We start from the raw sequence: 19,637 nt of genomic DNA on the forward strand, positions 1-19,637 counted from the left end.
TCGCTATATTTTTTGTTACAAAAATCTATTTGTTTTTAATTTGTAGCTATCTTTAGGCATAAAATTAAAGCTAGCTATGAAAAGAAACCTTTATATCCCTCTATTTTTACTAAGCCTCTTCACAAGTTTAACCAGCTGTTTTTCAGATTTAGACGACGAAGTAATTCCAGCTTCTAGTGAAGAGATAAATGACTTTATTTATAAAGGATTAAATCAATTTTACCTATATAAGCCAGATGTGCCACAATTGGCCAATAATTACTTTAATGATAATGCCAGTTACCGCACATTCTTAGAAGGTGAGGCTAATCCTATCCAATTTTTTGAAAGCTTATTGAGTAATAGAGATCGCTTTAGTTTTATAGTTAGTGACTTTAGAGCATTAGAAAAAAGCTTCAACAATATAAGCCTTACTACGGGTATGGAATTCGGTTTAGTAAGAATCTCTGGCACCAGCCGCGTATTTGGATATGTACGCTATGTTTTACCCAATACTCCCGCTGCCAATAAAGGTGTTGCCCGTGGTATGCTTTTTGACAGGATTAATGGAATTGATTTAAGCGAAAACAATTACCAAGAACTGCTAAACCAAGATAGTTACAGTATTGGCTTGGCAGAGTTAAAACAAGGACAGTTAGAACGTTTAGACCAGCAAATAGAGCTAAACATGATTGAGTATACAGAAAATCCTGTTTTTATAAGTAAAGTAATTAATAGTGGACAAACCCCAGTAGGCTATCTTATGTATAATGGTTTTGTTACCAGCTTTGAAAATGAACTAAATACAGCTTTCGCTGATTTTAAAGCCGCTAATATTCAAGAATTGGTGATTGATTTAAGATATAATCCAGGAGGAAGTATTGAAATGTGTAATGATTTAGCCAGCATGATTACCGGTCAATTTAATCAAGAACTTTTTATTACCCAGCGCTACAATAGCAATTTTGAAGATGTACCGCGTTTTTTCAACAACAAACTTAGTAATGGTGCAAGTATAAACAGTCTTAATTTAAATCAAGTTTATGTACTTACTACTTCCAATTCGGCATCAGCTAGTGAGTTATTAATCAGTGGGTTAAAGCCTTATATCAACGTCATACAAATTGGCGACAGTACCAGAGGAAAGTTTGAAGGCTCAGTTACCTTATACGATTCTGACAACTATTCCAGAAATGGTTCTAATCTTTCTATTAATCACAGTTACGCTATGCAACCTTTAGTATTAAAATCTATCAATAAAAACGGTTTTACCGATTATTTTAATGGTATAGAACCACAGCTTTTTATAGAAGAAGATTTCGGGAACTTAGGCGTTTTAGGAGATGAGCAAGAGCCCCTTTTAAAAGCGGCTTTAGATGATATATCTGGTGTTGGAAAACCGACTCCTATTGTTAGAGAATTTGATGTAAAACATTTGTATAATAGTAACCAAAAATTAAACTATTATAATAAGATGTTTATTGGCGCTCAAGAACTCCCTTAACCAACTTTTTATTGCCTTATTTAAGTAAAATCCCCTTCTTAGCCATAAACTAAAAAGGGGATTTTTATGCATTATAATTTACTTGCAAAAGTTATTTAAGCGAACTGGATATTATTAATCGTTGAACTCAACTCCGTTTGCCCCTATTCCTGTGGTTATACTTTGAATAAGTTCACCTTCTAGGTTGTAAATCATCACATCACTATTTTCGGTAAAACCATTAACATCGGTATAAAAAATATGATCTTCTTCTACGGCAAATCCGTAACCAACACCCCAACTTGCTCCATCTGCATTGGTATCAACCAAGGCGGTTTCGGTCATTATATCGGCATTGGCAGCATTTTTATAGATACTGCTTCCCTGGATGAAATAAATAAAATTATCTTCAACATCAAATTTTGAAACTCCAGTGAAACCATCTGCAAAAGGAATGGTAGTAATTTTTTGTTTTGAATTGATATTAAACTTACTTACCCCTGATTGGTGCAAAACATAAAGAATATCGTCTTCCTCTTCTATAGCCTTGATGTTATCGGGTAAACTTATGGCCTGCTCCACACTAAAGTCTGATACTTTTATTGGTGTTATTTCTTTTCCTGTACCAAAAGAAGCGTTTTGAACAAATAAATAGTTGTCTGTCAGTTCTAATTGCTCTACACTCTTGTTCAATTCTATTTTTCGTAATAAACTAAAATCAGTTAAAGAATAAACTGTAATCGATTGTGAACCGCTGTTGCTTATATACAATACATTATCATCTGCCGCAGCAAATCTTGGTAATTCAATTTCTTCACTTATCGTGGCTACTTTTTCAAAAGTAAATCGGTTAACCACCTCTATTTTATTGCTATTGTTAAGTACTAAAAATGCTAAGTCTTCATTAGTCGTAAAATGATTGAGTACATCACCTAAAGGATTCCCATTATTGGCGTTGGCATAAATACCATTTTCTAAGGTAGCAAAATCGGCACTTAAAAAACTTAAACTAGCAGTTGGCGACCCAAAATTACCTTCGTTTGAAATAATATAGCCCAAGTCGTACTTACCTTGCGGGGTAGATAGACCCGAGTTATCGTCGTCGTTATTACAAGAAATAATAGTTAAACTTACTGCAACTAGCAGTATCCAAGATTTAAAAAAATGTTTCATAAGATTTGTAATTATAAAATTAGATTAAAAAAAATTTCAAAATTTCTTCCTGGCATTGGCTTATAATTAACCACAAAATAATTTTCATTGCTAAGGTTACGCACCCGTGCCCCTAACTCCCAATTTAGAGTATTTGATGAGTTATAACTCAAACTGGCCTGGGCAACAGGATAAGCTTTAAGGGCTGTTTCTTGGCTATTATTGGTTTGGGTATATACTTTACCAGTATAAATTGTTTGAGCAATGAAATTCCAGTTTTTATAAATTAGGTCTAATTTAACGGTCAACTTATGCTTAGGAACATAAATAAGCGTATTCCCTGTTTCTAAATTAGTAGCTTCGGTAAAGGCATAGATACTTTTTATTAGAAATTCAAATTTTTTAAAGGTAGTTTTATAGGCTGCGTTTCCTTCAATCCCTCTCGTGCGCACCTTATTTGTATTTAAAGGTTTCCACACCCCAGCTTCGGCTGGCAACCACCTTATCATATCGCTGATTTTAATGTTATATCCGGTTAAACCGAATTGCCATCTTTTGTGTTTAAAACTATAACTCGCTTCAAATTGTCTTGAGGTCTCTGGTTTCAAATCTAAATTACCAGCACCGGGCCAAAATAAATCGTTAAAAGTAGGTATGCGGTAATTTTTTGAAAAACTAGCTTTTATACTATGATTTCTTTTCAATTGGTATTGAGATCCTATTTGATAAAGTACGGGCATATCAAAATCTTTTGTGTGCTGCAAGCTTACTTGAGCTTGATAGATCAAATTTTTTGAAAGATTTTGTTTAAGAAAAAAATAAGCCTTACTAATATCGCGCGAAGCAGTAGTAATAGCTGTACCTTCTGCCCAATCTTTGCGTAAATTTAAACGAACCTCTGTATACAAGTTTTTATTCGGTTTAAAACCAGTTTGAAGTATACTCACTAAAGATTTGGCGGTGCCGTGATCTTTTAAATTTGGCCGCTCTATGTTTTGAAAATAGGTATACTTTTCTTGTAGGTAGGCACTGCGCGCTTTGGCACTCCATTTACCTTTTACATATTCCCAAGCAAGTTGGCTTTTATAATTCTCATCCTGATATTTGGTTCGGATTTGAGTGGATTCTAAAATAGGGAAATGTCGTTCGCCATTAAATGCAGTTGAATAAAAAGTAAGTTTATGAAAATTATTAAGCTTTACAGAAGCATTGAAATAAAAATTTAAATGATTAAAAGCTGCATTTTCATTTTTGGCATTAGAATTAAAAAACGGATAATCATTTTCAGATTGCACGTAATTACCGCCCACTTGAGCACTAATTTTTTGGTTAGACCATTGATAATCTAAACTTTGGTTAAAAGTGGCAAAACTACCTAAGGAAGAGTTTAAGGAGAGTTGATGGCCTTTTTCAAAATCAAGTTGATTCTGCAGTAAGATACTTCCTCCAATTGCACCCGAGCCTAGTTGCGCCGAACCACCACCAGATCGAACCAAAATATCGGAATATCCATGTGCCGAAAGAGTATTAAAGTCCACCTGCCCCAAAAAGGTAGAATTTACGTTTATACCATTCCATAAAACCGCTGTTTGCTGCGCCGTTGTACCTCGAAAACTAGGTGAAGAAACCATACCTAGGCCATTCTCTTTAAAAAAAATAGGCGTTTCAAAATTCAGAACATCTGTGAGTTGTGGTCGGTATTTCTTTATCTCACTACTTTTGATTTCGACAATATTTTGGCCTACAGATTGGGTTCTAATATTGCTTGCTTTAAGCACAACAGAATCGAGCAATTCTCGCTTTTGCGCGTGAACAGTATGACCAAAAAATAAAAGTAATATTAAAAATAAAAATTGCCTCATAACCTATACTTGCTTATCCCGAGCAAATTGATTTAAAAAATTACTTCTGGCAGGTCTCCTGGCTTGCGTCTTTGTAAAAAACCTTCCCATCATAAAGACAGTGGTATTGAAGAAATATTTACAAAGCGTTATAAAACTAAGCTTACAGTTGCGGGAACAGCTTCCGATTCTAACGGAATTCCCTTTTAATAAAATCGGATTGACATCTCGATTTTAACCAAAATTTGGGCAAATATAAACATTTTTTACACCGAGGTGTGGTTAAAATGAAATAATATTACTTTTGCATAAAGTTCAAACTATGCGTCAATTCTTTTTTTGTGTTTTAATTCTTACAAGCTTATTAAGTTGTAAAAAACAAACTTCCGCTTCAGCTACTCATGCCCCACCGCTTCAAAATAATAACGAAGCTTTAAAATTAAAATATGCCAATGGTTTTGCGGTAAACAAATACGATGATTACACTTTACTATCTGTTAGTCAACCTTGGCCAAAAGCTCAAAAAGTTTTTATTTATGCTATAGCCAAAAATAAAACCAAGATTCCAGATAGTGTAACCTATGATGCTTTCGTACCACGTTCTTTAAATCGGTTAATTGTTACTTCTACTACTCATATTCCGGCACTAGAATCTTTAAAACAATTAGACAAGCTCATCGCTTTTCCTAACTTAAATTATATTTCTTCACATACTGTACGTGAAAAAATAAAAAGAGGCGAAGTTTTAGAAGTAGGAAATAAAAATCAGTTAAATACAGAGCTAGTATTAGCATCACAACCAGACGCGGTTGTGGCTTCGGCTATCAATGCCAACAATAAATCATACAGTACTTTAGAACGCAATGGGATCCCTGTTATTTATAACGGAGACTGGGTAGAAGAAACCCCTCTTGGTAAAGCCGAATGGATTAAGTTTTTTGGCGTTTTATTAAATCAAGAGCAACAAGCCGATTCTATTTTTAACCGTATTGAATCAAATTACCTTAATGCCAAGAAAATAGCTAAAAAAGCTCTTTCAAAACCTTTAGTCATTAGCGGTAGTTTATATAAAGATGTTTGGTATGCCCCCGCGGGAGACTCTTGGCAGGCACAACTAATTCAAGACGCTAACGCCAATTACGTTTATAAAAAAACCACAGGAAACGGAAGCCTTTCTCTGGCGCTAGAAGAAGTTTTGGCAAAGGCACAAGAAGCCGATATTTGGATTTCCCCAGGTAGTTTTACAAGCTACAATGCTTTGATTGAAAGCAATCAACATTACAGTCAGTTTAGCGCGTATCAGAATAAAGAAGTATACAGTATTGCTTTAACCACTGGAGAAACAGGTGGAGTGCTGTTTTATGAACTGGGCCCCAACCGACCCGATTTAATATTAAAAGATTTGATTAAAATATTTCATCCCAATTTGGTCGATTATGACCTTACATTTTTTAAGCCTTTAAATCCATAATATTGTGCAAAAACCTAAACGCTTGCTTTTTTTGGGTATTCTACTCGTCATAATTTTCTTCCTGATCAACATTAGTTTTGGTTCAGCCGCTATTCCTTTTGAAGAGGTACTCAAAATTCTTTCCTTTCAAGCCGAAGATTCTGTCGAGAAATACATCGTACTTTCTTATCGCCTTCCAAAGGCAATTACAGCAATTTTAGTAGGATCTGGTCTAGCTTTAAGCGGATTGTTGATGCAAACCCTATTTAGAAATCCACTGGCCGGGCCTTATGTATTGGGATTAAGCAGTGGCGCCAGCTTGGGAGTAGCTTTGGTTATATTGGGAAGCCAATTTCTGGGTGGTTTATTAACCATAAATTTATTTAACAACACGAGTATTATCATTGCGAGTAGTTTAGGAAGCTTTTTGGTTTTATTGGCTGTATTAGTAGTAGCCAGGCGGGTACGAGATACCATGGCTATTTTAATAATTGGTCTTATGTTTGCGAGTTTTACTGCAGCGGCGGTTAGTATTCTTTCTTATTTTAGCGACGCCGAAAAACTGCAACAATATATTTTTTGGTCATTTGGAAGTTTAGGAGATTTAACCTGGGAAGAGGTAATTTGGCTTGCTTCTAGTTGGTTCATAGGACTATCGCTTTCCTTACTTACCATTAAACCATTAAACGCCTTATTATTGGGCGAAGCCTATGCTCAAAGTGTGGGTACACAGATTAAAAAAAATAGGATTTTAGTTATTTTAGCAACAAGTATTTTAGCAGGTTCAATCACTGCATTTGCCGGGCCCATTGCATTTATTGGCTTGGCAGTACCCCATCTCGCAAGACTTATCATAAAACAAAGTAATCACGCATTTTTATTTCCTGCCTGTATAATTCTAGGAAGTTTGCTAATGCTAATAAGTGACTTAATAGCACAAATGCCCAGTTTTCAATTTACCTTACCCATTAATGCAGTAACTTCGCTTTTTGGAGCTCCTGTAGTAATATGGCTATTGGTACGAAAAAAGAAAATGAGTTTTTAAGTTATGAGCAAGCCGATTTTACACACAACAAACCTTAGTATTGGCTACCACCAAGAATGTATCGCACAAGTAGATGATTTAAACATCAACAAAGGTGAGCTAGTAGCTATTATCGGTAAAAACGGAGCGGGGAAATCTACTCTACTAAAAACGCTGTCTGGAAACTTATCTCCTCAATCAGGAAAGGTAAGTATTAATAATACCCCTGTTTGCCAATTATCTGCTCTAGAAATAGCTAAGAAAATTGCCATTGTATTAACCAAAACCGATTTTTCAACCCATCTGAGTGTTCAAGAACTAGTGGCTTTAGGAAGACAGCCCTATACCAACTGGTTAGGGATCCTTACAAACCGAGACAAAAAAAAAGTTATTGAAGCGCTTAATTTGCTCGACATAGCCCATAAAAAGCGTGCTTCGTGTTCTAATTTAAGCGATGGCCAACTGCAAAAGGCTATGCTTGCCCGGGCGATTGCTCAAGACACGCCGCTCATTATTTTAGACGAACCTACCTCCCATCTTGATTTATATCATAAGGTATTTGTTTTAAAAACGTTGCGTTTTTTAAGTAAAAAAACCAATAAAGCAATTGTATTTGCCTCGCATGAGATTGATCTAGCCCTACAATTGTGCGATAAAATTATTCTGGTACATCAAGCCAACGTCAAACAATACGAAACCCATCAAGTTATAGAGAGCAATATTTTAAATCAAATGTTCCCTTCAGAACTTATTTATTTTGACAAGAACAGTAAAAGCTTTAAAATTAAGGATGCTATCATTAAATAATGTACTATGAGTAATGAAATTATTATTATCATTTTCGCTTTAAGCGGATTTTTTTTAGGTGCTTTAATTCTATTCATACTGTATAATCAAATCAGTAAAAGGCAAATAAAAAATTTGGTGAAACAACACCAAACCCAACTTGAAAATCAAGAGATCAATTACAAGAACAGAATAGACAAATATGAAGAGCAAATTATTGATCTGCAGGCCGATTGCAAGAAGGCTGAGAAGGAATTATTTGAAACCAAATCAGACCTGCGCCAGAGTCTTTTTATGGAGCAAAGTTTACAGCAAAAATTAAATACTCAAAAAACAGAACTAACTGATTTACAAGCAAAATTTAAAACCGATTTTGAAAACTTAGCGCAAAAAATTCTAGAGCAAAAATCTGAAAAGTTTACCAAACAAAATCATGATCAAATCAATCAATTGCTCAACCCACTACAAGAAAAAATCAAGAGCTTTGAGAGTAAAGTTGACCAAAGTAATCTAAATGCGGCCAAACAATATACTGCGCTAGAAAAGCAACTGCAGTTTTTAAATCAGCAAAATATAAGGATAAGCGAAGAGGCTACAAATCTAACGCAAGCCCTTAAAGGGAATTCTAAAATGCAAGGTAATTGGGGAGAAATGATTTTAGAACGAGTATTAGAGCGAAGCGGCTTGCAAAAAAACAGTGAATATTTCGTGCAGCAGCATTTTACCACAGATGACGGCAAGCGCTACTTCCCCGATGTGATAATTGCTTTACCAGGGGAAAAGAAAATGGTAGTTGACTCAAAAGTTTCGCTTACCGCCTATGAAACCTATTGCAATACTCAAGAAGAATCTGAAAAAAAAGCTGCACTTAAACAACACCTGCTGTCTGTTGAAAAACACATTTCAAGCTTAAGCGGTAAAAATTACCAAAAGCTATACCCAGAACAAAGTCCAGATTTTGTTTTATTGTTTATCCCTATAGAAGCCGCATTTGCTTTGGCGAGTCAAGAAAATCCGCAACTATACAGTCAAGCCTTTGATAAAAATATCATTCTTGTTACGCCTACTACTCTATTAGCTGTACTGAGAACTATTGATAGTATGTGGCAAAACGAAAAGCAGCAACAAAACGCAATTGAAATAGCTACCCGGGCGGGAGCCTTATATGACTCGTTTCATTTACTAATTGAAGAGTTAGATAAATTAGGCCAACAGATAACTACAGTACAAAGAACTTACGATCGAGGGATGAAAAAATTAACAGGAAAAGGTAATTTGATTTCAAAGGTCGAAAAACTTAAAAAATTAGGGGCCAAAGCCAATAAACAATTAGAAAAACAGTAACTTTCGTTAAATTCAAACTTATGAAGAAAACATTAAGTATTGTACTTTTAGTTATTAGTGTTTTAGCTGTAGCCTACTATGCTTTTATTTATTTTGTGCCTTATAGCGAAGGTACACGAGCGGGTGAACTCATAAAATTCAGTAATCGTGGAGTGATCATAAAAACTTGGGAAGGTGAAATAAGTCAAGGCATAAGCGGAGCTCAGATATTTCAGTTTTCGGTTTTAGATCAAAATACAGAAGTAATTCAACAACTTAAAGATTACCAAGGAGAATATGTAAAACTCACCTATATAGAAAGATTTGGTACTTTTGTATTTTGGGGAGATACCAAATATTTTGTAACTAAAGTTGAACGCTCATCTTCCCCCCATTTTAGACGTTAATTCAGTAACTAAATATGCAAACAAGATATAAAACAATTAAAGAGTCTCAAGTTACCTTTTCAGAACTTATGCTCCCTTCTCACTCCAATTTTAATAACAAAATACATGGAGGCTATATTTTAAATTTATTAGACCAAATTGCGTTTGCTTGTGCCTCAAAGCACAGCGAGGCATACTGCGTGACGGCAAGTGTAGATAAGGTAAATTTTCTAAACCCAATTGAAATTGGTGAGTTGGTCACCATGCGTGCTTCTATTAATTACGTAGGTAGAAGTTCAATGGTTATTGGTATTCGCGTTGAAGCTGAAAATATTAAAACCCAACAGAAAAAACATTGCAATTCATCCTACTTTACTATGGTAGCTAAAGATGAAGCTGGTCAAAGCGTTGAAGTTCCTGGATTAAGATTAAATACTGAAAACGATTTGCGCCGTTTTGCGCGCGCAGTACAGCGCCGAAAAACAAAATCTGAACATAAAGAAAGCTTTAGTGAACAGCACTTTTCTAGTACTCCTTACTTAGAATTATTGAAAGAAGAAAAGGTTCAAATAGCACTTTAAACAAAGGTTGTAACCATTATTAAAGGCTTATAGTGCCGTTTTTAATTGGGTTAGAACTTATAAAAGATATTCTAATCCCAACAAAACCCACCCTACTATTAGAAACAATCCTCCTAAAGGGGTAATTGGACCTAAAAATTTTTTAGGCTTCTGTTTATACCCCAAGTATATTAAACCATAAATACTTCCTGAAAAAAGTAGAATACCTACTGCGAAACAACAAACCAGAGCGATACTAAATCGATCTTCCCACGACAAACTGGTACCGCACCATAGTAGTGCTAGTGCGTGAAACATTTGATACCGAATTGCCGTTTCTAAACTACGAAGCTGGTCTACATTTAGTTTACGTTGAAGTATATGAGCTCCAAAAGCTCCCAATAGTACTGCTATACCACCCATAATGGCAGCAAAACTAATTACAATATCCTGCATATTTTTTTAAACAAAGCTATTCTTTTTTTATTATAAATTACGGTATTTTTAGATTTCTGATGTATAGCTCTAATTCTTAAGATATCGTATTTAAATATGATAATTATAAATATCAATAAATTTAACGATATTTGAATATAAAAATTTAAACTATGGTAGCCATACTAACAGGCGATATTATAAATTCTCAGGATCTAAAAGACCCTCAGCTTTTTATAGCCGGTCTCAGTTCTATATTTACTCGTTTAAATTTAACCTATGAGTTGTTTGGCGGAGATAGTTTTCAAATTGAATTAGATCAACCCGAAAATAGTTTTGCAATAGCGCTGCAGATAAAAGCACACTTAATTGAGATAGGTCAAATTCAAACTCGCATTGCTATAGGAGTAGGCGAAATTACTTTTCAAGGCGATAGCTTGCTAACCCGACAAGGAAGTGCTTATTTGCGTTCTGGTAGATTACTCGACAAGATTAAAAATTCTAAACAAAATCTTGCAATTCGCACGGGAAACGAAAAATTTGATGCAGAAATTAATATAGGTTTTAAACTTTGCGAAATACCCGTATCACAATGGACAAAAAACACGGCCGAGATCGTGAGCCTTCTTTACACTTATCCTGATTTAAACCAAGAGCAATTGGGCAAGAAAATAGGCATAAAGCAAAATACAGTGAGCGAGCGTATTAAGCGTTCACATTGGGGCGTTCTAAAAGAATTTGATACTTTATTTAAAGAAAAAGTAAAGGCTTTAAACCTATGATTTTACTATTTATAAAATTATTACTGGCTCATCTTTTAGGTGATTTTTTACTACAACCTGATGCCTGGGTAGCCAGCAAGGAAAAGAAAAAAATAAAATCGGGTAAATTTTATCTGCACCTGGCGGTACATACTGGTTTGTCTTTACTTTTCCTGGCACATTGGCGTTATTGGTATGTGATTTTACTAGTGGTTTTAAGCCATGGGTTAATCGACCTATTAAAATTATATCTACAGAAAAAACACAATCGGCGCTTTTGGTTTTTTACCGATCAAGCATTACATTTTGTGTCTATATTTCTAGTTTCATTACTTTACGGATATCAACATGATATTTTTAATTGGGAAGATTTTATTTTGCCTGATGTGCTATGGTTATATGGTACGGGCCTATTTTTTCTTAGTTTCCCGTGTGCATTTGCCATTAAAACGGCATTGGCCTATTACACACCTAAAACGGAGGTAAAAAAAGATGAAAGCTTACATAAAGCCGGTTTATATATTGGTATGCTCGAAAGGATTTTGGTCTTTTTGTTTGTTATTACGCAACACTGGGAAGGCATAGGGTTTTTGCTTGCGGCAAAATCAATTTTCAGATTTAGTGATCTTACGAAAGCTAAAGACCGTAAATTAACTGAATATATACTTATAGGCACTTTATTAAGCTACGGGATAGCTATACTAATGGGCCTCCTATGCAATTTTTTAGCTTTTCAACTTTAAAAGTAATTTTGTATTAGGGATTGAACGGCATGTTTGAGCTCTTGTTTTTAAGAAAAAACAAAGCGAGTAGTGAAAGCCCGGCCTGTTTTAAAGTAAAACAGGAATACCCAAAAAAAACCCCAGTATTTAAAAACTAGGGTTATTGTCTTTCTGTAAATATTGATTAGCGCGAATAGTTTGGCGCTTCTTTGGTTATGGTCACATCATGCGGATGACTTTCAAAAACACCGGCCGATGTGATTTTTACAAATTTACCTTCTTCTTTTAAGGTGTTAATATTTTTTGCACCACAATATCCCATACCTGCGCGAAGACCTCCAATAAATTGGTTCATACTTTCAACCAACTCACCTTTATAAGGTACTCTACCTACAATGCCTTCTGGTACTAATTTTTTTATATCGTCTTCAACATCTTGAAAATATCTATCTTTTGATCCTTTTTGCATGGCTTCTACAGAGCCCATGCCGCGGTAAGATTTATATTTTCTTCCTTCATAAATAATTGTTTCTCCTGGTGATTCTTTTGTACCGGCTAAAAGTGAACCTAGCATAACGCAGTCTGCTCCTGCTGCAATAGCCTTAGGGATATCCCCTGTATAACGTATCCCGCCATCTGCAATTACCGGTATACCAGACCCTTTAATGGCTTGTGCTACTTCTAAAACTGCTGAAAATTGTGGAAAACCTACTCCTGCTACAACTCGAGTTGTACAAATAGATCCGGGTCCGATACCTACCTTAATTCCGTCTGCACCAGCCTCTACCAAATATTTAGCAGCACTAGCGGTTGCAATATTTCCTACTACAACGTCTAAATTAGGGAATTTGGACTTTACTTGTTTTAAAACCTCAACCACTCCTTTTGTATGTCCGTGGGCCGTGTCAATAATTACCGCATCTACACCGGCATTTACCAAAGCTTCTGCACGATCTACAGCATCGGGTGTAACCCCTATGGCAGCTGCAACACGTAACCTCCCGTATTTATCTTTATTGGCAATTGGTTTTTGGGTTAATTTTGTGATATCTCTAAAGGTGATTAAGCCAGCTAATTTATTTTGCTGATTTACTACAGGTAATTTTTCTATTTTATTTTGTTGTAATATTTCCTCGGCATCCTCTAGCGAAGTACCCTCTGCAACTGTTACTAGATTTTCACTAGTCATCACCTCCTTTATGGGACGATCAAGGTTTTTCTCGAATCTTAAATCTCGGTTGGTAACTATTCCTATAAGTTCGTTAGCCTCATTCACTATAGGAATACCACCAATACTATGCTCACGCATTTGATTTTTTGCATCGCGAACGGTAGCCCAAAGTGGTAAAGTTACGGGGTCTATAATCATTCCGCTTTCTGCGCGTTTTACCTTTCTAACTTTTAGTGCTTGCTGCTCAATGGTCATATTTTTATGCAATACACCAATACCGCCTTCACGAGCCATGGCTATGGCCATTTGTGACTCGGTTACGGTATCCATCGCAGCGGAAGCGATAGGTACATTTACCTGAATATTTTTAGAAAAATTTGATTGGGTACTTACTTCGCGCGGAAGAACTTCTGAGTAAGCGGGTATCAACAATACGTCATCATAAGTTAATCCTTCGCCTACTATTTTGTTGTTGTGTGCAGTCATCGCAATTAGAGTTTAATTGCATGCAAAAATACGTTATTATGCTTACTTATAATGAATCATGTCTTTTTTTTTCTGAATAAATATCAGCAACCTGAATAAACTGAAATTAATTTTACACTAGCCCTATTGATTTATTATTATTTAAGTACGATATTAATGAATAAGAAATAGGCTTTTTTTTACGGTATTTAATTAAAGAAAATTATAGAATAGTCTTTAAGAATAGTAAATACACTATGCTTCATACCAACTTTAAAAATTTAATTTATTTCTAAACTAAAAGTTAGTTTTATTTCTGTTCCAGTAAAGCTATGGGGTATTATTTCTAAACTTCCGTTATTTTCTAGAACGTATTTTTTAACCAATTTTAATCCTAAACCAAAGCTATTCGCGCTAGGTTTAACATTAACAGGCTCTAAATGATTGATGTTTTGAATAGAATCAATTAAATCTTGATGCATTTCCTCACCTTCATTCAATATCGATAGGGTGATCTTGTCTTTGTCGCTAGTATCATAATTAATAATAATACGGCCTTTCTTATTTGTATACTTAAGTGCGTTTGTTAAAATATTATGCAAGATTACATGAAGTTGAGCCACTTGTATTTTTACAATTGACTTTTGTTCTATACAATTATGAATTAAATGAACCTCTTTATATTTTGCAGGAATTTTATAAACACTTAAAACATCTGTCATCTCTTTCTGAATATCCAGGGGCTCAAATGTGCTTTTTATCTGGCCATTAATCTGACTATTGGCCCAAACCAGTAAATTATTTAGCATACGAGAAGTTTGAGTAAGCTGTAAGCGTATTTCTTTAAATGCCTCTTCCTTCTCATTATAGCTCAGGCTGCTTAACACGGTATCATCCATTAACTGCGTCATGGCAGCAATGGGTGAACGTATATCATGTGAAACAATTGAGAATAGGACATTTTTATTCTCATCTATTTCTTTTAAATGTTTATTTTTTCGATTCAATTCAGTAATAAGCCGTGCTCTTTGCTTACCAATTTTTCTGTATTTAAACATAAAAAACAAAGTCAACAGTAAGAATAGGCCACCAATGATTAATAAACTATTTCTCGATTTTATTTGATTTTGAGATGCCTTATTTTTTTCTTGTAGTAATTGGTTCTCTTTTTCTTTTAAATCTAGCTCTAACAAACCAACAATTTGTGCTTGTTCTTTGTTATAGAGCGAATCGCTCAATTGTGAATGAAGCGTCAAGTTTTCTAAGGCTTTTGGCAAATTCTTTGTTTTCTGATATAATTTAGCCAATAATTTGGTATTGCGTTTCAAATCCCAAGTTGCTTGCAAGGCGCTTGATTCTCTTTTGGCTTGCTCTGCTGTACCAATAGCAAGATCTATTTTATTTTGCTTGGCGTACACTTCGGCTAGACCGTGAAGTACAAAAATGCGTTCATAATTGGTTACCGATGGGTTATTAAGTACTTGAAGATACTTTGTTTCTGCTAGGTTTAATTTACCTTCAACATAATCTAATTCTGCCAACCTATTCAGTGTATTTAGGTAAATATGATTATTAGGATTGGTTAAATTGCTTTTTGTTTCTAGATAAAGTTCCCTCGCCTTTTTATAATCGCCTAAATAAAAATAAGACATTCCTGCATTTAAAGAAAACGCTGGATTCTCTTTGATTTGAACATCTCGAGCCTGGTTAAAATAATCTACCGCCTGTTGATGCCTTCCCAAAGCCTGCTGTACCAAACCCAAACCATTATAAGCTAGCGCCTGATTTTGCTTATCATCAGTTTTTTGAAAAATATAGAGTGCCTGTTGGTTATATTTCAACGACTCTGCATAGTCTCCTCGAATATAACTTATAGAGCCTCTAACTTTGCAGGCAAGTCCCTTTAAACTATCATTAGGGAAACGTTCTAAAAATGTTTCGGCTTTCTGGATTAAAGAAGCTGATTTATATAAGTCGTTTTTATAGATTTTTTTTGCTTCGTTTAAATAAAAACTACTAGAATCTTGAATCTGACTTATACCTTTTGCAGATATAAATAGCGCAAAAAAAAATAGAGTAAGCCGTACACTGTAGTTTTTCATTAGCCAGAAGTTTAGCTTTAATGATAGGTTTTAAAAATTTGAGTAGCCATATTATATGCCGATTCAAAGCTCGTCATCTTAACATTAAACTCGGTCTTTTGTTGATTAAAATAGCTCAACATTTTTTCTGTTGGCATATTTCCCGTTAATTTATCCTTGGCCATTGGGCAGCCTCCAAAACCTTGAATAGCACCATCAAAGCGTTTACACCCCGCTTTAAATGCGGCATCTACTTTATTATGCCAAGCCTCTGGGGTGGTATGCAGGTGAGCTCCAAATTCGATATTAGGATAAGCCGGAATTAAATTAGAAAAGAGATAAGAAATAGTTTCTGAATTAGAAGTGCCAACTGTATCGGATAATGATAAAATCTCTACACCCATCTGGGCTAGCTTTTCGGTCCATTCTGCAACAATTTCAACATTCCACGGGTCCCCGTATGGGTTTCCAAAACCCATAGAAAGATAAGCCACTACTTTTTTATTATGTTGATCTGCCAGGTTAATTATTTCCTGCAAAAGCTCAACAGATTCTTCTATGGTTTTATGCGTATTACGCATTTGAAAATTCTCTGATATAGAGAAAGGATAGCCCAAATAGTCTATCTCTTGATGTTGAACGGCATCTTGCGCACCACGCAAGTTGGCAACAATGGCCAATAGTTTTGTTTTCGTCTTACTCAAATCAAGTCCGGCGAGTACTTCTGCCGTATCTCGCATTTGTGGAATGGCTTTGGGTGAAACAAAACTACCAAAATCTAAAGTATCAAAACCACAGCGAAGCAATGCTTGCAAATAGTCAATTTTTTGACTTGTAGGAATAAACGATTTAATGCCTTGCATGGCATCTCTAGGACACTCAATAAGCTTAATTTCTTTCATACGCCCAAAGATACACGTTCTGTTTAAAATAAATAACTTATGCTACAAATCCATAAAGAAAAATCAGACAAACAAAAATAGGGCTATTCCTACAAATACTGCTATTTGAAGGTAATTAAGGTATATAAAAGTTCTGTTATTTTGATTAATTCGCCTTGAAATAGCGGCCGCAAGGAATGCAAAAGATGAAAAAACTAAAAAAGAAACAACAATAAAAAGCAACCCCAGTATATAAATTTGCAAGATAAAAGTCATCTTTTCACTAAACAAAAATTGAGGAAGTAACGCCAAAAAAAACAACGCCACTTTAGGGTTTAAAATATTCATTATGAAACCTTGTTTAAAAAGTGCCGCTGTTGACTTAAAGCCCACTTTTTTTTCGTTTAGCCGAATAGGTGCATTATGCTGATAAATTTTATAGGCTAGATAAAGCAGATAGGCTGCTCCAAAAACTTTTACCATAAACAAGGCTTGTGGATACTTCTTTAGTAGCCCGGCCAAACCAAAAGCTACTAGACTAGTATGCACTAAGCACCCTATCATTAATCCTAAAACAGTAGCAATACCATATTTACGGCCATAAACCAAGCTTTGTGTGAGTACAAAAATATTATCGGGCCCTGGTGAAAGTGCCAGTAAAAAAACTACCGCGCAAAATGACAGCAGGGTTTCAATCATTATTTTTTAGCGCTTAGTTTTTGGTTTATTTCTTTAATCAAACGCGGCCCCTCATAAATAAAACCGGTATAAAGTTGAACCAAACTGGCTCCGGCTTCTAATTTTTCCAAAGCATCATTGGCAGAATGAATACCTCCTACCCCAATTATTGGGAAAGACTGCTTACTATTTTGAGAAAGAAAGCGTATAACTTCAGTCGATCTCGATTTTAAGGGCTTTCCGCTAAGACCACCTTGTTCTTTTCTATTTTCAGATTGCAACCCTTCTCTAGAAATTGTAGTATTAGTAGCAATTACTCCGCCTATATTGGTTTCTTGTACAATTTCAATAATATCCAGTAACTGCTCGTCGCTAAGATCTGGTGCTATTTTTAGCAATATGGGTTTAGGTTTTGGTTTTTGTTTGTTTTGTTCTTGTAAAGCAAAAAGTATTTTCTTTAATGGCTCTTTATCTTGTAATGCTCTTAAATCTGGTGTATTGGGCGAACTTACATTCACTACAAAATAATCTACATAATCAAAAAGTTGTTCAAAACCTTTTTGATAATCCAAGAGAGCTTGATCATTAGGCGTAATTTTATTTTTACCAATATTACCGCCTATTATAACCCGTTTTTTATTCTTTTTTAATCGCTCTACGGCGGATGCTAAGCCTTGATTATTAAATCCCATTCTATTGATAATAGCAGCATCTTCTTTAAGCCTAAAAAGTCTTTTCTTTGGGTTTCCTTCCTGGGGTTTCGGGGTTAAAGTACCAATTTCAACAAAACCAAAACCTAATGATCCTAATTCATTAAAAAGCTGAGCATCTTTATCAAAACCCGCAGCTAATCCTACAGGATTTTTAAATTTTAAGCCAAATACCTCTCGCTCTAAACTTTTATCGTTTACAGCAAAACGCTTTTTAAAAAATTGCTCTACCCCAGGGATTTTAAAAGCAAACTTTAAAGTCTTAAAAGTGAAATGATGTACTTTTTCTGGATCAAATTTAAAAAGCAAAGGCCTTATTAAAGAGGTATACATGGTAATAATAGGTTTATGCAAAAATAATTTAAATTGAATAAGGGCAAGACTAAATGCAATAAAAAACCAATGTTTTTTTATGAAACTTAAGGAGCTAAAATTGCTTTCGGCTAGTTGATTATGTACTTTTACCAAAATTTATGCTTTATGATTAATAGAGAAGAACTAATAGAAAGATTTGTAAGCTATGTTACCATAGATTCTGAGAGTGACCCAAATTCTGAAACCACCCCAAGCACCCAAAAACAATGGGATATAGCGAATAAGCTGGTTCAAGAATTAAAAGATATGGGACTTAAAGATGTTAGTATCGATGAGCACGCCTACATTATGGCAACATTACCAAGTAATGTGGAACACCCCGTGCCGAGTATTGGCTTCATATCACATTTTGATACCTCACCAGATTTTACTGGTAAAGATGTCAAACCGCAGATAATAGAAAATTATGACGGAAAAGATATCTTACTTAACAAGGAACAAAATATTGTTTTGTCGCCCGATTATTTTGAAGATTTATTGATGTACAAAGGTCAGACTTTGATTACCACAGACGGTACTACATTACTAGGTGCAGACGACAAAGCGGGAGTTACCGAAATTATTACTGCAGTAAAATATTTAGTAGAGCATCCAGAAATAAAGCACGGAGATATCAAAATTGGTTTTACTCCAGATGAAGAAATTGGACGTGGTGCACATAAATTTGATGTTAAAAAATTTGCTGCAGAATGGGCCTATACAATGGATGGTAGCCAAGTAGGTGAACTTGAATATGAAAACTTTAACGCTGCTGGCGCACAGGTTAAAATTACTGGTAAAATTGTACACCCTGGTTATGCCAAAGGAAAAATGATTAACAGCATGTATATTGCTCAAGATTTCATCAATTCCTTACCAAGATTAGAAACTCCAGAACACACAGAAGGACGCCAAGGCTTTTTTCACTTAACCAAAATTGAGGGTGAAGTAGATGAAACACGTATAAATTACATTATACGCGATCACGATAAAGAGCATTTCGAAGCTAGAAAGAAGGTTATGTTAGACCTAGCCAAAGAAATAAACGAGCAACACGGACGAGAAGCAGTAAGTATTGAAATAAAAGACCAGTATTTTAATATGCGTGAAAAGGTAGAACCCGTTATGCATATTGTTGATATTGCTGAACAAGCGATGAAAGAATTAAACATTGAACCGCTTATAAAACCTATTAGAGGAGGTACAGATGGCTCTCAATTATCATATATGGGATTACCTTGCCCTAATATTTTTGCCGGCGGACATAATTTTCATGGTCGTTATGAATATGTACCCGTTGAAAGTATGATTAAAGCTACACAAGTTATTATAAAGATTGCAGAGTTAACTGCCCAGCAGTACAAAAAATAAAACCAGTCAATTCATTCAACACAA

At 35.0% G+C, this 19,637-nt stretch carries 18 protein-coding genes and 1 riboswitch; of the genes, 10 read left to right on the forward strand and 8 right to left on the reverse strand.

The genetic code is table 11. The features are described 5' to 3' along the window. The first annotated feature begins 76 nt into the window (after window positions 1-76). Entirely contained in the window at window positions 77-1,483 is a 1,407-nt protein-coding gene (locus ACFSQ0_RS06560) for a S41 family peptidase (RefSeq protein WP_379045889.1), read from the forward strand. A gap of 114 nt (window positions 1,484-1,597) precedes the next feature. Here the strand turns inward: ACFSQ0_RS06560 and ACFSQ0_RS06565 are convergent, their stop codons facing one another. Together ACFSQ0_RS06565 and ACFSQ0_RS06570 are read right to left on the reverse strand one after the other, a co-directional pair. Beyond that, a complete protein-coding gene (locus ACFSQ0_RS06565; RefSeq protein ID WP_379045892.1) occupies window positions 1,598-2,635 on the reverse strand; it encodes a YncE family protein in 1,038 nt (345 codons plus the stop codon). 11 nt (window positions 2,636-2,646) lie between these two features. Then, window positions 2,647-4,476 (reverse strand): TonB-dependent receptor plug domain-containing protein, encoded by a 1,830-nt coding sequence (locus tag ACFSQ0_RS06570; protein WP_379045895.1) that lies wholly within the window; start codon window positions 4,474-4,476, stop codon window positions 2,647-2,649. Window positions 4,477-4,507: 31 nt separating this feature from the next. Next, a riboswitch (cobalamin riboswitch) is annotated at window positions 4,508-4,713 on the reverse strand. A 64-nt stretch (window positions 4,714-4,777) separates the two neighbouring features. Between ACFSQ0_RS06570 and ACFSQ0_RS06575 the strand changes: the two genes are divergently transcribed. The 6 genes from ACFSQ0_RS06575 to ACFSQ0_RS06600 are packed head-to-tail and all read left to right on the forward strand — an operon-like array spanning window position 4,778 to window position 10,005. Continuing rightward, a complete protein-coding gene (locus ACFSQ0_RS06575; protein ID WP_379045898.1) occupies window positions 4,778-5,926 on the forward strand; it encodes an ABC transporter substrate-binding protein in 1,149 nt (382 codons plus the stop codon). A 4-nt stretch (window positions 5,927-5,930) separates the two neighbouring features. Beyond that, a complete protein-coding gene (locus ACFSQ0_RS06580) occupies window positions 5,931-6,950 on the forward strand; it encodes an iron chelate uptake ABC transporter family permease subunit (RefSeq protein ID WP_379045901.1) in 1,020 nt (339 codons plus the stop codon). Between the two features lie 3 nt (window positions 6,951-6,953). After that, window positions 6,954-7,736, forward strand: coding sequence for an ABC transporter ATP-binding protein (locus tag ACFSQ0_RS06585; protein ID WP_379045904.1), 783 nt, complete (start codon window positions 6,954-6,956; stop codon window positions 7,734-7,736). Between the two features lie 6 nt (window positions 7,737-7,742). After that, complete coding sequence (gene rmuC, locus ACFSQ0_RS06590; RefSeq protein ID WP_379045907.1) at window positions 7,743-9,059, forward strand: DNA recombination protein RmuC; 1,317 nt, start codon at window positions 7,743-7,745, stop codon at window positions 9,057-9,059. A gap of 20 nt (window positions 9,060-9,079) precedes the next feature. Next, entirely contained in the window at window positions 9,080-9,445 is a 366-nt protein-coding gene (locus tag ACFSQ0_RS06595; protein WP_379045910.1) for a 6-phosphogluconate dehydrogenase, read from the forward strand. Between the two features lie 14 nt (window positions 9,446-9,459). Further along, window positions 9,460-10,005 (forward strand): acyl-CoA thioesterase, encoded by a 546-nt coding sequence (locus ACFSQ0_RS06600; protein ID WP_379045913.1) that lies wholly within the window; start codon window positions 9,460-9,462, stop codon window positions 10,003-10,005. 57 nt (window positions 10,006-10,062) lie between these two features. Here the strand turns inward: ACFSQ0_RS06600 and ACFSQ0_RS06605 are convergent, their stop codons facing one another. After that, the gene (locus ACFSQ0_RS06605) at window positions 10,063-10,440 is read right to left on the reverse strand and encodes a DUF423 domain-containing protein (RefSeq protein ID WP_379045916.1); all 378 of its coding nucleotides are present in this window, start codon (window positions 10,438-10,440) and stop codon (window positions 10,063-10,065) included. Between the two features lie 152 nt (window positions 10,441-10,592). Here ACFSQ0_RS06605 and ACFSQ0_RS06610 point away from each other — a divergent pair, with 152 nt between their 5' ends. Both ACFSQ0_RS06610 and ACFSQ0_RS06615 read left to right on the forward strand, forming a co-directional pair. After that, on the forward strand, window positions 10,593-11,201 hold the full coding sequence (locus tag ACFSQ0_RS06610) for a SatD family protein (RefSeq protein WP_379045919.1): 609 nt from the start codon (window positions 10,593-10,595) through the stop codon (window positions 11,199-11,201). After that, a complete protein-coding gene (locus ACFSQ0_RS06615; RefSeq protein ID WP_379045922.1) occupies window positions 11,198-11,923 on the forward strand; it encodes a DUF3307 domain-containing protein in 726 nt (241 codons plus the stop codon). Before ACFSQ0_RS06610 ends, ACFSQ0_RS06615 begins: the two co-directional genes overlap by 4 nt. Window positions 11,924-12,086: 163 nt before the next feature. Here ACFSQ0_RS06615 and guaB read toward each other — a convergent pair whose 3' ends face one another. The 5 genes from guaB to ACFSQ0_RS06640 all read right to left on the reverse strand — a co-directional run bounded on the left by guaB (window position 12,087) and on the right by ACFSQ0_RS06640 (window position 18,221). Beyond that, window positions 12,087-13,559 (reverse strand): IMP dehydrogenase, encoded by a 1,473-nt coding sequence (gene guaB, locus ACFSQ0_RS06620; protein WP_379045925.1) that lies wholly within the window; start codon window positions 13,557-13,559, stop codon window positions 12,087-12,089. A gap of 260 nt (window positions 13,560-13,819) precedes the next feature. Beyond that, window positions 13,820-15,640 (reverse strand): tetratricopeptide repeat-containing sensor histidine kinase, encoded by a 1,821-nt coding sequence (locus tag ACFSQ0_RS06625; RefSeq protein WP_379045928.1) that lies wholly within the window; start codon window positions 15,638-15,640, stop codon window positions 13,820-13,822. 17 nt (window positions 15,641-15,657) lie between these two features. Continuing rightward, complete coding sequence (locus ACFSQ0_RS06630) at window positions 15,658-16,521, reverse strand: hydroxymethylglutaryl-CoA lyase (RefSeq protein ID WP_379045931.1); 864 nt, start codon at window positions 16,519-16,521, stop codon at window positions 15,658-15,660. Between the two features lie 63 nt (window positions 16,522-16,584). After that, entirely contained in the window at window positions 16,585-17,199 is a 615-nt protein-coding gene (locus ACFSQ0_RS06635; RefSeq protein ID WP_379045934.1) for a LysE family translocator, read from the reverse strand. Continuing rightward, complete coding sequence (locus ACFSQ0_RS06640) at window positions 17,199-18,221, reverse strand: quinone-dependent dihydroorotate dehydrogenase (RefSeq protein ID WP_379045937.1); 1,023 nt, start codon at window positions 18,219-18,221, stop codon at window positions 17,199-17,201. The genes ACFSQ0_RS06635 and ACFSQ0_RS06640 overlap by 1 nt, the downstream gene beginning before the upstream one ends. A 147-nt stretch (window positions 18,222-18,368) precedes the next feature. Here ACFSQ0_RS06640 and pepT point away from each other — a divergent pair, with 147 nt between their 5' ends. Further along, window positions 18,369-19,613: a peptidase T gene (pepT, locus tag ACFSQ0_RS06645; protein WP_379045940.1), complete on the forward strand. Its 1,245-nt coding sequence runs from the start codon at window positions 18,369-18,371 to the stop codon at window positions 19,611-19,613. The last annotated feature ends 24 nt before the right edge of the window (window positions 19,614-19,637 follow it).

Origin of the sequence: Mesonia sediminis (genome assembly GCF_042684705.1) — a bacterium.
Taxonomy (GTDB): Bacteria; Bacteroidota; Bacteroidia; order Flavobacteriales; family Flavobacteriaceae; genus Mesonia; species Mesonia sediminis.

Bases quoted from the DNA above. Each gene is read 5' to 3' on its own strand.
- ACFSQ0_RS06565 (WP_379045892.1), bottom strand. From the start codon at position 2,635: ATGAAACATTTTTTTAAATCTTGGATACTGCTAGTTGCAGTAAGTTTA.
- ACFSQ0_RS06610 (WP_379045919.1), top strand. From the start codon at position 10,593: ATGGTAGCCATACTAACAGGCGATATTATAAATTCTCAGGATCTAAAA.
- rmuC (WP_379045907.1), top strand. From the start codon at position 7,743: ATGAGTAATGAAATTATTATTATCATTTTCGCTTTAAGCGGATTTTTT.
- ACFSQ0_RS06575 (WP_379045898.1), top strand. From the start codon at position 4,778: ATGCGTCAATTCTTTTTTTGTGTTTTAATTCTTACAAGCTTATTAAGT.
- ACFSQ0_RS06570 (WP_379045895.1), bottom strand. From the start codon at position 4,476: ATGAGGCAATTTTTATTTTTAATATTACTTTTATTTTTTGGTCATACT.
- ACFSQ0_RS06585 (WP_379045904.1), top strand. From the start codon at position 6,954: ATGAGCAAGCCGATTTTACACACAACAAACCTTAGTATTGGCTACCAC.
- ACFSQ0_RS06640 (WP_379045937.1), bottom strand. From the start codon at position 18,221: ATGTATACCTCTTTAATAAGGCCTTTGCTTTTTAAATTTGATCCAGAA.
- ACFSQ0_RS06625 (WP_379045928.1), bottom strand. From the start codon at position 15,640: ATGAAAAACTACAGTGTACGGCTTACTCTATTTTTTTTTGCGCTATTT.
- pepT (WP_379045940.1), top strand. From the start codon at position 18,369: ATGATTAATAGAGAAGAACTAATAGAAAGATTTGTAAGCTATGTTACC.
- ACFSQ0_RS06560 (WP_379045889.1), top strand. From the start codon at position 77: ATGAAAAGAAACCTTTATATCCCTCTATTTTTACTAAGCCTCTTCACA.
- ACFSQ0_RS06595 (WP_379045910.1), top strand. From the start codon at position 9,080: ATGAAGAAAACATTAAGTATTGTACTTTTAGTTATTAGTGTTTTAGCT.
- ACFSQ0_RS06630 (WP_379045931.1), bottom strand. From the start codon at position 16,521: ATGAAAGAAATTAAGCTTATTGAGTGTCCTAGAGATGCCATGCAAGGC.
- guaB (WP_379045925.1), bottom strand. From the start codon at position 13,559: ATGACTGCACACAACAACAAAATAGTAGGCGAAGGATTAACTTATGAT.
- ACFSQ0_RS06635 (WP_379045934.1), bottom strand. From the start codon at position 17,199: ATGATTGAAACCCTGCTGTCATTTTGCGCGGTAGTTTTTTTACTGGCA.
- ACFSQ0_RS06600 (WP_379045913.1), top strand. From the start codon at position 9,460: ATGCAAACAAGATATAAAACAATTAAAGAGTCTCAAGTTACCTTTTCA.
- ACFSQ0_RS06615 (WP_379045922.1), top strand. From the start codon at position 11,198: ATGATTTTACTATTTATAAAATTATTACTGGCTCATCTTTTAGGTGAT.
- ACFSQ0_RS06605 (WP_379045916.1), bottom strand. From the start codon at position 10,440: ATGCAGGATATTGTAATTAGTTTTGCTGCCATTATGGGTGGTATAGCA.